Annotated in this window: 10 protein-coding genes; all 10 read left to right on the top strand. The window is 49.7% G+C overall.

Annotated elements, in window-relative coordinates:
- The first annotated feature begins 198 nt into the window (after positions 1-198).
- Positions 199-2,139, top strand: a complete 1,941-nt coding sequence (locus tag KBW69_RS22485) for a DNA topoisomerase III (protein WP_257253216.1) — start codon at positions 199-201, stop codon at positions 2,137-2,139.
- A gap of 195 nt (positions 2,140-2,334) precedes the next feature.
- Positions 2,335-2,679, top strand: coding sequence for a hypothetical protein (locus KBW69_RS22480; RefSeq protein ID WP_257253217.1), 345 nt, complete (start codon positions 2,335-2,337; stop codon positions 2,677-2,679).
- A 154-nt stretch (positions 2,680-2,833) separates the two neighbouring features.
- On the top strand, positions 2,834-3,985 hold the full coding sequence (locus KBW69_RS22475) for a lipopolysaccharide kinase InaA family protein (protein ID WP_257282365.1): 1,152 nt from the start codon (positions 2,834-2,836) through the stop codon (positions 3,983-3,985).
- Between the two features lie 280 nt (positions 3,986-4,265).
- The gene (locus KBW69_RS22470) at positions 4,266-6,560 is read left to right on the top strand and encodes an RING finger domain-containing protein (protein WP_257282364.1); all 2,295 of its coding nucleotides are present in this window, start codon (positions 4,266-4,268) and stop codon (positions 6,558-6,560) included.
- Between the two features lie 461 nt (positions 6,561-7,021).
- Positions 7,022-8,575, top strand: coding sequence for a C2H2-type zinc finger protein (locus tag KBW69_RS22465; RefSeq protein ID WP_257282363.1), 1,554 nt, complete (start codon positions 7,022-7,024; stop codon positions 8,573-8,575).
- 391 nt (positions 8,576-8,966) lie between these two features.
- On the top strand, positions 8,967-11,396 hold the full coding sequence (locus KBW69_RS22460) for a C2H2-type zinc finger protein (RefSeq protein WP_257282362.1): 2,430 nt from the start codon (positions 8,967-8,969) through the stop codon (positions 11,394-11,396).
- A 391-nt stretch (positions 11,397-11,787) separates the two neighbouring features.
- A complete protein-coding gene (locus KBW69_RS22455) occupies positions 11,788-13,812 on the top strand; it encodes a C2H2-type zinc finger protein (RefSeq protein WP_257282361.1) in 2,025 nt (674 codons plus the stop codon).
- The gene (locus tag KBW69_RS23995) at positions 13,790-13,969 is read left to right on the top strand and encodes a transposase (protein WP_373690732.1); all 180 of its coding nucleotides are present in this window, start codon (positions 13,790-13,792) and stop codon (positions 13,967-13,969) included. The genes KBW69_RS22455 and KBW69_RS23995 overlap by 23 nt, the downstream gene beginning before the upstream one ends.
- 19 nt (positions 13,970-13,988) lie before the next feature.
- On the top strand, positions 13,989-16,013 hold the full coding sequence (locus KBW69_RS22450) for a C2H2-type zinc finger protein (protein WP_257282360.1): 2,025 nt from the start codon (positions 13,989-13,991) through the stop codon (positions 16,011-16,013).
- Positions 16,014-16,189: 176 nt separating this feature from the next.
- The coding region (locus tag KBW69_RS22445; RefSeq protein ID WP_257282359.1) for a C2H2-type zinc finger protein at positions 16,190-17,408 on the top strand (1,219 nt) is incomplete at its 3' end.

Genomic DNA, 17,408 nt, shown 5'->3' with positions numbered 1-17,408 from the left:
AGACACGTTACAGCTCGACGTTAAACCCTACGCAAGAGTGGAGTTAGACACGATTCGTCGTGCATCCACGGTGACGGCGTAGATAAGTCTACATAATTACAGATTATGTTAGATTTTTAGTAGCGGCTATGACATGACCAGAAAGAAATTTATCATAGGCAGCTGCACCATTGATCTGATGGAACCTTTGTTGACCGAATGCGCTTAATCATTGCTGAAAAACCCAGCCTGGGCAGAGCCATAGCCGATGTATTGCCCCGGCCGCATAAACGACAAGATGGCTACATAGAGACGGCATCCGGTGATGTCGTGACCTGGTGTATTGGCCACCTGCTGGAGCAGGCTGAGCCTGAACATTATGATCCCGCCTACAAGCAATGGCGTTTTGAACATTTACCCATTGTTCCCCAACAGTGGCAACTGCAACCGCGAAAAAACACTCGCGCCCAGTTATCGGTGATTCGCAAGCTGTTGAAGACAGCGGATGTCATCGTTCATGCCGGAGACCCGGACAGGGAAGGGCAGTTGTTGGTAGATGAAGTACTGGATTACCTCAAGCTTTCACCAACCCGCAGGAAAAGCGTTCGTCGTCTGCTAGTGAATGACTTGAATGGCTCAGCGGTCAAGAAAGCCTTCGACCGAATGCAGAGCAATTCGGACTATGTTCCACTCTCGGTTTCTGCCCTGGCTCGCTCCCGTGCCGACTGGCTCTATGGTATCAATTTAACCCGTGCTTATACCGTTCTTGGCAAGAAAGCAGGTTATGGGGGGTTGCTTTCTGTGGGTCGGGTACAGACACCGGTGCTGGGTCTGGTGGTGCGAAGAGACGAAGACATTGCTCAATTCCAACCGAAACCTTATTTCGAGGTCTTTGCCCTGCTGGTGACTGATCGGGGTGAGTGCTTCAAGGCCAAGTGGCAACCCAGTGAAGCCTGTCAGCCCTGGATGGATGACGAGGGTCGTGTGCTGGATCGTCGGCTGGCGGAAAATGTTGTCAGCAGGATACAGGGCAAGCAGGGAACAGTCAGTAAGCTGGAGAATAAACCCGCTAAGGAGTCTCCACCTTTACCCTATTCACTTTCCGTTCTTCAGATTGATGCTGCCAAACAGCTAAGGATGAGTGCCAAGGAGGTGCTGGATGTCTGTCAAAAGCTTTATGAGCAGAAACTGGTGACCTATCCCCGTTCGGATTGCCGTTATCTGCCCGTGGAGCATTTCAGGGAGGCACCGGAAGTGCTGGCAGCGATCCGAAGTAATGATGAAAAACTGGCCAGCGCTGTTGACGGTGCATTACCCGATCGCAAAAGCAAAGCCTGGAATGACAAGAAGGTCGGCGCACACCACGGGATTATCCCCACCACCCGAAGAGCCGATCTCTACAAAATGGGTGACCGGGAGCGTAACCTATATCGCCTGATTGCCAGACAGTATGTGGCTCAGTTTTATCCGGATCACCGATTTTTAGCCCGAAAAGTCAGTGTCACCCTGGAAGGCGGGTTATTCATGGCCAGCAGCAGGGAAGTGCAGGAAGAAGGCTGGACAGCCATTTTTCCCCGCAAGCCATCATCAACTACAGATAAACAATCCGATAAATTCGAGGGTCAAAGGTTACCGGAATTGCAGCAAGGACAGACACTGCTGTGCAAGGAAGCAGAGTTGGCAGAGAAACAAACCCAACCACCCAGGCCATTTACCGATGCCACCCTGCTATCAGCCATGACCGGAATTGCCCGCTATGTGAAGGATACCGAGATCAGGAAGGTGCTGAAGGAGACCGATGGTTTGGGTACCGAGGCTACCCGGGCAGGGATTATTGAACTATTGTTCAATCGGAAATATCTTGCCCGCCAGGGCAAAAACATTCATGCCACTGAAACCGGGAAAGCATTGATCAAAGCGCTGCCGGAACCTGTCAGTCGTCCAGACATGACCGCTCGTTGGGAAGCGTCACTGAATCAGATCGTGGAGAAAAAAGGTTCTTACCAGACCTTTATGAATCAGCTTGAACAGCAACTGCTGCAGTTGTTGCAGGAAGCCGGGCAGTCAGGAACGATCAATGTGCAGGGGCTGCCTCCGGTATCGCCCAACCGGTTCAAGAAGAAAACCCGCCGTAGAAAAACTACCCGTCGAGCTTCCTGACAGGAAAAGATGTCTGATAAGTGAACGAATCTACAGGTTTAATCCAGCCAGGCAGCTTGCTCCTCCAAGAGTCTTCAGTTTCTGGCAAGGGCTGTGTTAGAGTGTTTCACGATTCCACGAGACCTGATACGTTAAGCCTTCTCCGCCGACGTTTCTGGCGTGGGTGACTATGACTTCGAACAGGATAATCTCCTCATGTACAAAGCTTCTCTGGCCATTCTGGTTGGGCTGGGTATGACCGGACTGGTATCCGCATCGGATAATTACTCCTTCACCTGTCACCGTGGCAAACAGGAACGCAAGATAAGCGTCGTTTATCTGCAACGTGAGTCCAGTGTGCCCTGCGAGGTTCGCTACACCAAAGGCAGTCGGGAAGAGACGCTCTGGAACGCCAGTTACACTGCGGGCTATTGCGAAGATCAGGCCTCGGAATTTGTGAAAAAACAGGAAGGCTGGGGCTGGAGCTGCACTACAGATCAGTCACAAACCGATGAAAGTCTGCCAGAAGACACCGAAGCCAAAGCCGCAGAGTCTGATTGAAAACCGACTGCTTTGCCGACCCGGATTGAGAACATAACTGTATTCGGGCTGGCAGCGCGGATCTGACTCATTGAAAAAATTTTGATGGCAGTTGAACTCCCTGGATCGATCAGGATCAAAAGAATAAAGAAGATCTGATACAGGAGTACTTTTTATGCCACCTAACCGCTTTGTCCATGGGCAAACACTTCCTATTCTGCTGGCCCTACTGCTCTCTATGCAGACGGCTCATTCATTTTCTTCGGAAAATTGTCAGACAGGTCCATGCAGTCGCCCTTCAAACTACCTGCTGCCTTTGACTGCCCTGACTGCGGCTGTGATTACCTATTATGCATGGCCTGAGAGACTGGGCATTCCAGTAGCCGGGGATGATGAATCCTGCAATATCCAGCCCTTTGAACTCTGGAAGCCGAAACTAGACAGTGAATTCTGTCAGTCTCTGATTTCCAGCAAAAACGGCACCGAAGCATTGAAGTTATTAAAAAAAACGGGAGTAATGCAGCCTGGGACAATGGCCTGCAACGACTGGCAAGCTCATCTGGCAGACTATTTCAACTGGCGTTGGCCAGGCAACAGCGCCAGCCAGTGGCAACAAATTCCTGTGCATCATGGGAAGTATCAGCAGGTGGTTGACACCATGGATGAAGCTGGCCTCATGGGCATTATAAGCACTCTGTATGGTTCTCCTTCGGTGCATTCGTTGAACACGATATGGATCGACGGCCAGCAGTATATTCTCAAAGGCTATGTTAACAGTGGCTTTATTATTGCCCCTATGTTGAAAGTGGCTGAATGCTATTTTGTGCCGGAAGAAGAGCCGTTGGCTCTGGGTTTCGATGAGTGGAGTGGATTGGTCGCGGGGCGTATGCACTCTTTGTTCAAAGCAGTGAAGGGGCGTTCTCTGGCAGACTGGGTCGCTGAGTCCCGTGAACCCTCAGGCGAGGTTGACATCAATGCCTTGTTCTCCGGGTTTGGGAAAGTTCTGGCGCAGTTTCACCTGCGTCACAGAGATTTGAAACTCAATGGACTCTACACCCTTTCCAGAGCGGTTCATCAAGACCTGAATTTCAAAAATATTTTTTATGATGAAGAGTCCGGTTTCTCGCTGATTGATACCATAGGGCTTTCTGACTCAGTTCTGGAATCAAAAGAAGTGTTCCTCGATCTGAAGCGGTTGTTCGGAGAAATGGACAAAAGCAGGATATCAAGGGACGCGTTTATCAGGGCCTATGTTGATCAGTGGCCAGAAGACGCTCGGGAGAATCTTTTGTTGGACATAAAATATATTCACACCCGGATCCGGTAATGATCGCCCCGGATCGGGGCTATCTCCGTCTGCTTCCGATCAGGGTCACAGACTAAACAAGACCGATTCAGGAACACTTCATGCCGTTAAGTCCCTTTAGCGGTGATGACTAGAGTCAATCAACACTCTATTTCGATTCAGACAGCACGTTTGCTTATTACTGGTTTTTGGTTTTTCCTGGAAGAAGGTCAGTTGGAGTAGTGGGTATGTGTAAACTTTTAGGCGAGCCCGACCTACTGTGGCTACACTCAGCTCTGACTGAAAAAAAATGGAAATTTGAGTGCAAATTAAAACAGTTTTCTTTTATATAATCGGGACACTCTTAATCTCTTTGGCAGCCAGTGGATTTGGTGATGACCATCCTCAAGGACATCTGCTCATCGTCACAAATGGGACACCTGACCAAGAGGCGTATCTGATACCAGGTTTTGTCTTCTTTGTGCCTGAAGACTCTCTGGCCTTGTTTGAAGACATACTGGTTGTGGCCAATGCTGCCTATATTGGCAGGGTGCCAATAGGCGAAGGTTCATTCAGCTGCTATCTACTGAAACGTGACGATATTGACACTCCCTCAACGGAACAAAGAAACTTCTTGTGTATCAGCCCTGAACTGCAAGTAGATAGAACTGACAGTGGCGAGGGCGATCTGGCTACAAATAATGTTTCTGAGGAAGCGGAGAAAAATGGCACGAGCTTTGTGTTGCCAGAATGGCCCGCATTAATACATGAACCTGACTTGCGATTATCGGGAAGAGGCTTTCCATTTGACCCACCGCCACCTCCCTCTATGCCGGGCATTCCTGCCAAGGGATTTTTTACTATGCCCGACTGGCAGTTTGACTACCTGTCAGCTCTGGCCCGGATCAGCCAGTGGCTGAAACAATGGCTTTATAATGGATATCCCACTACTTCCAGTGAATCTTCCAGTGAATCAAGACAATTCGTCAGCGCCACAGATTTATCTGCGGCTTTGGAAGGGATTACAAAGAAGAAGGCACACAATAAATCGTTATTCAGCCAAATGCCGCCAGATGCCTCAGAACTGCTTGCTCAACTTACAGGGAAAGGTTTGTCCGGCTATCCGCAAGTACATCAGTCAGAAACAGTTATGTTGTATCCCGCATTTATATTACCAAAGTCTGCTTCGAACAGCCTTGAAGAAGCGCAGGAGGTTGAATATGTTGGAGGAGCTTGCAGCGTATGTCTGACTGATTTTGTGGAATCTGACGATGTGGTGAAAACGTCATGTTCTCATTTGTTTCATATAGACTGCCTGAAAGTGTGGTTAACGACAGAACTTGATGGGCGAATGGTTAATACCTGCCCGGAATGTCGGCATGATCTGGTAGCATTACGTGGCTTTCTAATCCATAAGGAAATCACTATCAACCAAGAGAGGCGTGATAGCTCTGATCGTATCGCACTGCAAGAGCTTGCTCAAATTGTAACGGAAGTGCAGGCAGGGAGAGGAACCTGGCCCGAAGATGACGACCATATCTATGCAAGGTTGACTAGTGCAAGACGCAGCAATAATCCGGCCATTGCTGAGCAGGCAAAGGCACTTAGGCCATTGGTTAATTTGTGCTCGGTGCAGCACCTGGTGTCACAAGTGCAGGCAGGGAGAGGAACCTGGCCCGAAGATGACAACTATATCTATGCAAGGTTGCTTAGTGCAGACATCAGCAATGATCCAGCCATTACTGACCAGGCAAAGGCACTTAGGCCATTGGTAAATTTGTACTCGGTGCAGCATCTGGTATTACAAGTGCAGGTAGGGAGAGAAGCCTGGCCTGAAGATGACAACTATATTTATGCAAGGTTGTTTAGTCTAGAAAGACGCAATGATCCAGCCATTACTGAGCAGTTAAAGTCACTTAGGGCATTGGTTGATTTGTACTCGGTGCAGCAACTGGTGTCACGAGTGAAGGCAGGAAGAGAAACCTGGCCTGAAGTTGACGACCATATCTATGGAAGGTTGTTGGGTGCAAAACGCAGCAATGATCCTGCCATTACTGAACAGGCAGAGGCACTTAGGCCATTGGTTAATTTGTACTCTTTGCAGCATCTGGTGTCACAAATGCAGGCAGGGAGAGGAACCTGGCCTGAAAGTGACAACCATATTTATGCAAGGTTGAGGAGTGCAAAACATAGCAATGATCCGGCCATTGCTGGGCAGGCAAAGGCACTTAGGCGATTGATTAATTTTTACTCTGTGCAGCATCTGGTGTCACAAATGCTGGATGGGAGAGGAACCTGGCCTGAAGATGACAGCCATATCTATGCAAGGTTGAGTAGTGCAGAACGAAGCAATGATCCGGCCATTGTTGAGCAGGCACAGGCACTTAGGCCATCGGTTAATTTGTACTCTGTGCAGCATCTGGTGACACAAGTGCTGGCAAGGAGAGCAACATGGCCTGAAGATGACAGCCATATCTATGTAAGGTTGAGGAGCGCAGAACGAAGCAATGATCCGGCCATTGTTGAGCAGGCAAAGGCACTTGGGCCATTGGTTCATTTGTACTCTGTGCAAAATCCGGTCTCACAAGTGCAGGCAGGGAGAGGAACCCGGCCCTAAGATGGGAACTATATCTGTGCAAGATTGAGTAGTGCAAAACATAGCAATCATCCGGTCATTGCTGAGCAGGCAAAGGCACTTGGGTCGTTGGTTGATAAATATACTAGTAAGTCGCGAGCCAAATGATGGCTTTGTCACCCGGGGTTTCACATCAACAATTCTCTGCTCAATATTCGTCATTACAACCCGAATCAGACGATTGAGGTGAACCACGTCGGGTCCGGGTAATCACCTTGCTCTAGCTCCGTGATCGTCACTGACTTCATCGCTTTTCTCAAACCGGGTTTTACGACAGTCATCAGGTATAAAACATCGGCGTCTCAGTGGCATGCCAGCACGTTTGCCATGGATGAAGGAATCTATGAATCACCATGTTTTGGTTCTGTGCGCATTATCCTCTCGTCTACCATCACTGCTCCTATCCGTAGAAAACAGAGGATAGAACCATTAAAAGTCTACTCTTGCAGGTATTGGCCTTTGTGCCTTTCGTCTGCCCGGTTGAGCCGCAGACTTACCGTTTTATCGTCGAGGTTAACCAGAATAGGGCTTCGACAGGGCAGAGTTTTTCTATAAAAACTGAGCTCGGCAAATTCTCTGCAATGTCAATGACCGATTGGAGGCTGATGCAAAACGAACCATCACACAATACCGGCAAAAACATTACTAGCACAAACGGATATTCAGGGTCAGGCATGCCACCCTATGACAAGCTCTGTAGGCGAAACAAACTTCAGATCATCACTTTGATGTACGGAACGGGCAGCGGAAACTATTCCCGGACAACGAGGCCAGAGGATCATGGTCAGTCATTCAATAGACATTCAGAAAAATCCCATTATCTATACGACAACGGACATAATGATAAAAATTCGGGTCGGCCCACCGATTCCAGGCATAGCCTTGACGAAAATTGTTATGAACAGCCCTGTTGTAATCGACAGGGACGCTGTATCTTCGCTCCCACCACAAGTACCCAGTGTCGTTCAACCTCAGATGACTCTTTCGCTTGCGGAACAGATCTCTATTTGCAAACAGCCGATCAGGAATCTGGCTTGGTATGCCGTCCTTCTGAAGGTCCGACATTTATCTTGGGAGCTGACAGCACAACCGGTCCAGCATTAAAATTAAATCCACCTCCTGCGAAAAAACAAAGGCAGGCAGGCTCCAAAAAATACCGATGTGATCACCCTGGCTGTGAAAAATCACTTGGCTCTCAAGCTTCATTGAACAATCACAAAAGACAATATCACACCGGAGAGCAAACCTGCCCTGATTGCCAAAAGACCCTGCCAAACAATCAAGCTCTGTCGAATCACAAAAGAAAAGATCACACCCCAGAGCAAACCTGCCCTGAGTGCCAGAAGACCCTGCCAAACGCGAAAGCCCTGTCGAATCACAAAAGTCAATATCACACCGGAGAGCAAACCTGCCCTGATTGCCAAAAGACCCTGCCAAACAATCAAGCCCTGTCGAATCACAAAAGGCAATATCACACCCCAGGGCAAACCTGCCCTGAGTGCCAGAAGACCCTGCCAAACGCTAAAGCCCTGTCGAATCACAAAAGTCAATATCACACCGGAGAACAAACCTGTCATGAGTGCCAGAAGACCCTGACAAACGCTCAAGCCCTGTCAGATCACAAAAGAAAAGATCACACTGGAGAGCAAACCTGCCCTGAGTGCCAGAAGATCATGCCAAACGCTCGAGTCCTGTCGAATCACAAAAGAAAAGATCACACCCCAGAGCAAACCTGCGCTGAGTGCCAGAAGATCCTGCCAAACTCGAAAGCCCTGTCGGATCACAAAAGTCACTATCACTCCGGAGAGCAAACCTGCTCTGAGTGCCAGAAGACCCTGCCAAACGCTCGAGCCCTGTCGATTCACAAAAGAAAAGATCACACCCCAGAGCAAACCTGTCCTGAGTGCCAGAAGACCCTGCCAAACGTTCAAGCCCTGTCGAATCACAAAAGGCAACACCGAAAACGAAAGCTTGATGATGCAAAGTCAAGTGATTGATTTCTGCTTGTCATAGGCTCAGGAGGGAAACGCACTGCACACGTTTATGAAAAGCTCGCCCCCTGGCAGGCTGTTTGCGCTGGTGCGGCAGTTTCGATTCAGACGTGGGAACTCATATGTTATCTCAAGTTGCAGTGTCCGGCTTTCAGAGGAGATATGCATTCCCGCGCAGGACTCACAGGGCCTAAAAGCGTGGGAACGAGTTGAGACCTGGTTTTACAACAGTCATCAAGTATAAAACATCGGCGTCTCAGTGGCATTCCAGCACGTTTGCCATGGACGAAGGAATCCATGAATCACTATGTTTTGGTTCTGTGCGCATTATCCTCTCGTCTATCCTCACTGCTCCTATCCATAGAAAACAGAGGATAGAACCATTAAAAGTTTGCTCATGCAGTTATTGGTCTTTGTGCCTTTCGTCTGCCCGGTTGAGCCGCAGACTTACCGTTTTATCGTCGAGGTTAACCAGAATAGGGCTTCGACAGGGCAGAGTTTTTCTATAAAAACTGAGCCGGGCAAATTCTCTGCAATGCCAATGATCGATTGGAGGCTGATGTACAACAGACCATCACGCATTACCAGCACAAACGGATATTCAGGTTCAGGCATGCCACCCTATGACAAGCCCGGCAGGCGAAACAAATTTCAGATCATCACTTTGATGTACGGAACGGGCGGCGGAAACTATTCCTGGACAACGGGGCCAGAGGATCATGGTCAGTCATTCAATAGACATTCAGAAAAAAACCATTACCTATACGACAACGGCCATAATGATGAAAATTCGGGTCGGCCCACCGACTCCCGGCATAGCCTTGACGAAAATTGTCATGAACAGCCCTGTTGTAATCGACAGGGACGCTGTATCTTCGCTCCCTCCACAAGTATCCGGTGTCGTTCAACCTCAAATGACTCTTTCGCTTGCAGAACAGATCTCTATTTGCAAACAGCCGATCAGGAATCTGGCTTGGTATGCCGTCCTTCTGAAGGTACGACATTTATCTCGGGAGCTGACAGCACAACCGGTCCAGCATTAAAATTAAATCCACCTCCTGCGAAAAAACAAAGGCAGGCAGGCTCCAAAAAATACCGATGTGATCACCCCGGCTGTGAAAAATTACTTGGCTCTCAAGCTTCATTGAACAATCACAAAAGGCAATATCACACCGGAGAGCAAACCTGCCCTGATTGCCAGAAGACCCTGCCAAACGCGAAAGCCCTGTCGAATCACAAAAGTCAATATCACACCGGAAAACAAACCTGTCCTGTGTGCCAGAAGACCCTGCCAAACGCTCAAGCCCTGTCGGATCACAAAAGAAAAGATCACACTGGAGAGCAAACCTGCCCTGTGTGCCAGAAGATCATGCTAAACGCGAAAGCCCTGTCGAATCACAAAAGAAAAGATCACACCCCAGAGCAAACCTGCGCTGAGTGCCAGAAGATCCTGCCAAACTCGAAAGCCCTGTCGGATCACAAAAGTCACTACCACACCGGAGAGCAAACCTGCGCTGAGTGCCAGAAGACCCTGCCAAACGCTCGAGCCCTGTCGATTCACAAAAGAAGAGATCACACCGCAGAGCAAACCTGTCCTGAGTGCCAGAAGACCCTGCCAAACGCTCAGGCCCTGTCAGATCACAAAAGAAAAGATCACACACCAGAGCAAACCTGCCCTGAGTGCCAGAAGACCCTGCCAAACTCGAGAGCCCTGTCGAATCACAAAAGTAAATATCACTCCGGAAAACAAACCTGTCCTGAGTGCCTGAAGACCCTGCCAAACGCTCAGGCCCTGTCAGATCACAAAAGAAAAGATCACACCCCAGAGCAAACCTGCCCTGAGTGCCAGAAGACCCTGCCAAACGCTCAAGCCCTGTCAGATCACAAAAGAAAAGATCACACTGGAGAGCAAACCTGCCCTGAGTGCCAGAAGACCCTGCCAAACGCTCAAGCCCTGGCGGTTCACAAAAGTCTATATCACACCGGAGAGCGCACCTGCCCTGAGTGCCAGAAGACCCTGTCAAACGCTCAGGCCCTGTCAGATCACAAAAGAAAAAATCACACCCCGGAGCAAACCTGCCCTGAGTGCCAGAAGACCCTGCCAAATGCGAAAGCCCTGTCGGATCACAAAAGAAGAGATCACACCCCGGAGCAAACCTGCCCTGATTGCCAGAAGACCCTGCCAAACGCGAAAGCCCTGTCGGATCACAAAAGTCTATATCACAACCCAGAGCAAACCTGCCCGGAGTGCCAGAAGATCCTGCCAAACACTCAAGCCCTGGCGGTTCACAAAAGAAAAGATCACACCCCGGAGCAAACCTGCCCTGTGTGCCAGAAGACCCTGCCAAACGCGAAGGCCCTGTCGGAACACAAAAGTCGGTATCACACAGGAGAGCAAACCTGCCCTGTGTGCCAGAAGACCCTGCCAAACAATCAAGCGCTGTCGAATCACAGAAGAACAGATCACACCCCAGAGCAAACCTGCCCTGAGTGCCAGAAGACCCTGCCAAACGCTCAAGCCTTGATGGCTCACAAAAGAAGAGATCACACCCCGGAGCAAACCTGCCCTGTGTGCCAAAAGATCCTGCCAAACGCTCAAGCGCTGTCGATTCACAAAAGAAAAGATCACACCCCAGAGCAAACCTGCCCAGAGTGCCAAAAGACCCTGTCAAACGCGAAAGCTCTGTCGGAACACAAAAGTCAATATCACACCGGAGAGCAAACCTGCCCAGAGTGCCAGAGGACCCTGCCAAACGTTCAAGCCCTGTCGAATCACAAAAGGCAACACCGAAAACGAAAGCTTGATGATGCAAAGTCAAGTGATTGATGTCTGCTTGTCATAGGCTCAGGAGGGAAACGCACTGCACACGTTTATGAAAAGCTCGACCCCTGGCAGGCTGTTTGCGCTGGTGTGGCAGTTTCGATTCAGACGTGGGAACTCATATGTTATCTCAAGTTGTAGTGTCCGGCTTTCAGAGGAGATATGCATTCCCACGCAGGACTCACAGGGCCTAAAAGCGTGGGAACGAGTTGAGACCTGGTTTGACGACAGTCATCAGGTATAAAACATCGGCGTCTCAATGCCATTCCAGCACGTTTGCCACGGATGAAGAAATCCGTGAATCATTATGTTTTAGTTCTGTGCGCATTATCCTCTCGTCTATCCTCACTGCTCCTATCCATAGAAAAAAGAGGATAGAACCATTAAAAGTCTACTCTTGCAGGTATTGATCTTTGTGCCTTTCGTCTGCCCGGTTGAGCCGCAGACTTACCGTTTTATCGTCGAGGTTAACCAGAATAGGGCTTCGACAGGGCAGAGTTTTTCTATAAAATCTGAGCCGGGCAAATTCTCTGCAATGCCAATGACCGATTGGAGGCTGATGTTCAACAGACCATCACGCATTACCAGCACAGACGGATATTCAGGTTCAGGCATGCCATCCTATGACAAGCTCGGCAGGCGAAACAAATTTCAGATCATCACTTTGATGTACGGAACAGGCGGCGGAAACTATTCCCGGACAACGGGGCCAGAGGATCATGGTCAGTCATTCAATAGACATTCAGAAAAATCCCATTATCTATACGACAACGGACATAATGATGAAAATTCGGGCCGACCCACCGACTACCGACATAGCCTTGATGAAAATTGTCATGAACAGCCCTGTTGTCATCAAAAGGGACGCTGTATCTTCGCTCCCTCCACAAGTACCCGGTGTCGTTTAACCTCAGATGACTCTTTCGCTTGCAGAACAGATCTCTATCTGCAAACAGCCGATCAGGAATTTGGCTTGGTATGCCGTCCTTCTGAAGGTACGACATTTATCCCGGGAGCTGACAGCACAACCGGTCCAGCATTAAAATTAAATCCACCCCCTGCGAAAAAACAAAGGCAGGCAGGCTCCAAAAAATACCGATGTGATCACCCCGGCTGTGAAAAATCATTTAGTTCTCAAGCCTCATTGAGTACTCACAAAAGGCAATATCACACCGGAAAGCGAAACTGCCCTGAGTGCCAGAAAATCCTGCTAAACGCACAAGCCCTGTCGGTTCACAAAAGAAAAGATCATACTCCAGAGCAAACCTGTCCTGAGTGCCGGAAGATTCTGCCAAACGCCCAAGCCCTGTCGGATCACAGAAGTCAATATCACACAGGAGAGCAAACCTGCCCAGAGTGCCAGAAGACCCTGCCAAACGCGAAAGCCCTGTCGAATCACAAAAGTCAATATCACGGCGGAGAACAAACTTGCCCCGAGTGCCAGAAGACCCAGCCAAACGCTCAAGCTCTGTCGGCTCACAAAAGAAAAGATCATACCCCGGAGCAAACCTGCCCCGAGTGTCAGAAGACCCTGCCAAACGCTCAAGCCTTGTCGGTTCACAAAAGAAGAGATCACACCCCGGGGCAAACATGCCCTGAGTGCCAGAAGATCCTGCCAAACGCTCAAGCCCTGTCGGCTCACAAAAGAAAAGATCACACCCCGGAGCAAACCTGTCCTGAGTGCCAGATGACCCTGCCAAATGCTCAAGTCCTTTCGGCTCACAAAAGTCAATATCACAGTGGAGAAAAAACCTGCACTGAGTGCCAGAAAATCCTGCCAAACTCGAAAGCCCTGTCGAATCACAGAAGTCAATATCACACCGGAGAGCAAACCTGCCCAGAGTGCCAGAAGACCCTGCCAAACACTCAAGCCCTGTCGGCTCACAAAAGAAAAGATCATACCCCGGAGCAAACCTGCCCCGAGTGCCAGAAAACCCTGCCAAATGCGAAAGCCCTGTCGGCTCACAAAAGAAAAGATCATACCCCAGAGCAAACCTGCCCTGAGTGCCGGAAGATTCTGCCAAACGCTCAAGCCCTGTCGCTTCACAAAAGAAAAGATCACACCCCGGAGCAAACCTGTCCCAAGTGCCAGAAGACCCTGCCAAACGCTCAAGCCCTATCGGTTCACAAAAGTCTATATCACACCGGAGAGCGAACCTGCCCGGAGTGTCTGAAGACCCTGCCAAACGCTCAAGCCCTGTCGGATCACAAAAGTCAACAACACACCCCAGAGCAAACCTGCCCTGAGTGCCAGAAGACCCTGCCAAACGCGAAAGCTCTCGCGATCCACAAAAGTCATTATCACACCGGAGAGCAAACCTGCCCCGAGTGCCAGAAAACCCTGCCAAACGCTCAAGCCCTTTCGAATCACAGAAGGCAACACCGAAAACGAAAGCTTGATGATGCAAAGTCAAGTGATTGATTTGTGCTCGTCACAGGCCCGGGACGAAAAGGCATTGCACAGGTTTGGGCATGATCTGAAGTGTCATGTACATATGCATCTGTTTATCAGCTGCGGCGGGTTAACCTTATTCTCTCGTCTATCCTCACTGCTCTTATCCATAGAAAACAAAGGATAGAACCATTAAAAGTCTACTCTTGCACGTATTGGTCTTTGTGCCTTTCGTTTGCCCGGTTGAGCTGCAGACTTACTGTTTTATCGTTGGGGTTAACCAGAACGGGGTTTCGACAAGCCAGTGTTTTTCTATAAAAACTGAGCCGGGCACATTATCTGCAATGCCTATGAACGATGGGAGGTCGATGCAAAACGAACCATCACACATTACCCGCACAAGCGGATATTTGGGATCAGGCATGTCTGGCGATGACAAACCCTGTAGGCGAAACAAATTTCAGATCATCACTTTGACGTACGGAACGGGCGGCGGTAACTATTCCCGGACAAAAGAGCAAGAGGATCATGGTCAGTCACTCAATAGACATTCAGAAAAATCCCATTATCTATACGACAAGGACCATAATGATGAAAATTCGGGCCGACCCACCGACTTCCGACATAGCCTTGACGAAAATTGCCATGAACAGCCCTGTTGTCATCGACAAGGACACTGTATCTTCGCTCCCTCTAAAAATCCCCATTGTCGTTTAACCTCAGATGACTCTTTCGCTTACAGAACAGATGTCTTTTTGCAAACAGGCGATCAGGAAACCGGCCCGGTAAGCCATCCTGCTGAAGGTCCGACCGTTGTCCCGGGAGCTGACAGCACAACCGGGCCATCATTAACATTAAATCCATCTCCTGCGAAAAAACAAAGGAGGGCAGAACCCAAAAAATACCGATGTGATCACCCCGGCTGTGAAAAATTACTTGGCTCTCAAGCCTCATTGAGCACTCACAAAAGGCAATATCACACCGGAGAGCAAACATGCCCTAAGTGCCAGAAGACCTTACCAAACGCGAAAAGCCTGTCGGTTCATAAAAGAAAAGATCACACCCCGGAGCAAGCCTGCCCTGAGTGCCAGAAGACCCAGCCAAACGCTCAAGCACTGTCGGTTCACAAAAGGCACTATCACACCGGAGAGCAAACCTGCCCTGAGTGCCAGAAGACCCAGCCAAACGCTCAAGCCCTGTTGGCTCACAAAAGAAAAAACCATACCCCAGAGCAAACCTGCGCTGAGTGCCGGAAGATCCTGCCAAACGCTCAAGCTCTGACGTATCACAAAAGAAAAGATCACACCCCGGAGCAAACCTGCCCCGAGTGCCAGAAGACCCTGCCAAACGCTCAAGCCTTGTCGGTTCACAAAAGAAGAGATCACACCCCGGGGCAAACCTGCCCTGAGTGCCAGAAGACCCTGCTAAACGCTCAAGCTCTGTCGGCTCACAAAAGAAAAGATCACACCCCGGAGCAAACCTGTCCTGAGTGCCAGATGACCCTGCCAAATGCTCAAGCCCTTTCGGTTCACAAAAGTCAATATCACAGAGGAGAAAAAACCTGCCCTGAGTGCCAGAAAATCCTGCCAAACGCGAAAGCCCTGTCGAATCACAAAAGTCAATATCACAGCGGAGAACAAACCTGCCCCGAGTGCCAGAAGACCCAGCCAAACGCTCAAGCCCTGTCGGCTCACAAAAGAAAATATCATACCCCGGAGCAAACCTGCCCCGAGTGCCAGAAGACCTTGCCAAACGCAAAAGCCCTGTCGAATCACAAAAGTCAATATCACAGCGGAGAACAAACCTGTCCTGAGTGCCAGAAGACCCTGCCAAACGCTCAAGCCTTGTCGGATCACAGAAGAAAAAATTACACCCCAGAGCAAACCTGCCCTGAGTGCCAGAAGACCCAGCCAAACGCTCAAGCCCTATCGGTTCACAAAAGTCTATATCACACCGGAGAGCAAACCTGCCCTGAGTGCCAGAAGGCCCTGCCAAACGCTCAAGCCCTGTCGGTTCACAGAAGAAAAGATCACACCCCAGAGCAAACCTGTCCTGAGTGCCAGAAGACCCTGCCAAACGCGAAAGCTCTCACGGTCCACAAAAGTCATTATCACACCGGAGAGCAAACCTGCCCCGAGTGCCAGAAAACCCTGCCAAACGCTCAAGCCCTGTCGAATCACAGAAGGCAACACCGAAAACGAAAGCTTGATGATGCAAAGTCAAGTGATTGATTTCTGCTCGTCACAGACCCGGGAGGAAAAGGCACTGCACAGGTTTGGGCATGATCTGAAGTACAATGTACACGTCCATCTCTTTATCACCTGCGGCGGGTCAACCTTATTATCTCGTCTATCCTCACTGCTCCTATCCGTAGAAAACAAAGGATAGAACCATTAAAAGCTTACTCTTGCACGTATTGGTCTGTGTGCCTTTCGCCTGCCCGGTTGAGCCGCAGACCTACCGTTTTATCATTGAGGTTAACCAGAATGGGGTTTCGACAAGCCAGAGTTTTTCTATCAAAACTGAGCCGGGCACATTATCTGTGGTGCCAATGACCGATTGTAGGCCGATGCGAAACGAGCCATTACACATTACCGGCACGTACGGATATTCAGGGACAGGCATGCCACTCGGTGACAAACCCTATAGGCGAAACAAACTTCAGATCATCACTTTGATGTATGAAACGGGTAACGATTCCCGGACAACGGGGCCAGAGGGTCATGGTCAGTCATTCAATAGACATTCAGAAAAATCCCATTATCTATACGACAACGGACATAATGATGAAAATTCGGGCCGACCCACCGACTCCCGGCATAGCCTTGACGAAAATTGCTATGAACAGCCCTGTTGTCATCGACAAGGACGCTGTATCTTCGCTCCCTCCACAAGTACCCGGTGTTGTTCAACCTCAGATGACTCTGTCGCCTGCAGAACAGATATCTATTTGCAAACAGGCGATCAGGAATCCGGCCCGGTAAGCCATCCTGCTGAAGGTCCGACCGTTGTCCCGGGAGCTGACAGCACAACCGGGCCATCATTAACATTAAATCTACCTCCTGCGGAAAAACAAAGGAAGGCAGGCCCCAAAAAATACCGATGTGATCACCCCGGCTGTGAAAAATCACTTGGCTCTCAAGCCTCATTGAGCACTCACAAAAGGCAATATCACACCGGAGAGCAAACTTGCCCCGAGTGCCAGAAGACCCTGCCAAACGCGAAAGCCCTGTCGGCTCACAAAAGGAAAAATCATACCCCAGAGCAAACCTGCCCTGAGTGCCGGAAGGCTCAGCCAAACGCTCAAGCCCTGTCGGTTCACAAAAGTCTATATCACACCGGAGAGCAAACTTGCCCCGAGTGCCAGAAGACCCTGCCAAACGCGAAAGCCCTGTCGGCTCACAAAAGGAAAAATCATACCCCAGAGCAAACCTGCCCTGAGTGCCGGAAGATCCTGCCAAACGCTCAAGCTCTGACGTATCACAAAAGAAAAGATCATAGCCCGGAGCAAACCTGCCCTGAGTGCCAGAAGACTCAGCCAAACGCTCAAGCCCTGTCGGTTCACAAAAGTCTATATCACACCGGAGAGCAAACTTGCCCCGAGTGCCAGAAGACCCTGCCAAACG

Origin of the sequence: Endozoicomonas sp. ISHI1 (genome assembly GCF_024606225.1) — a bacterium.
GTDB lineage: Bacteria > Pseudomonadota > Gammaproteobacteria > Pseudomonadales > Endozoicomonadaceae > Endozoicomonas_A.
The sequence above is the reverse complement of the archived record's forward strand: the minus strand, read 5'-3'. Positions and strand labels throughout refer to the sequence as shown.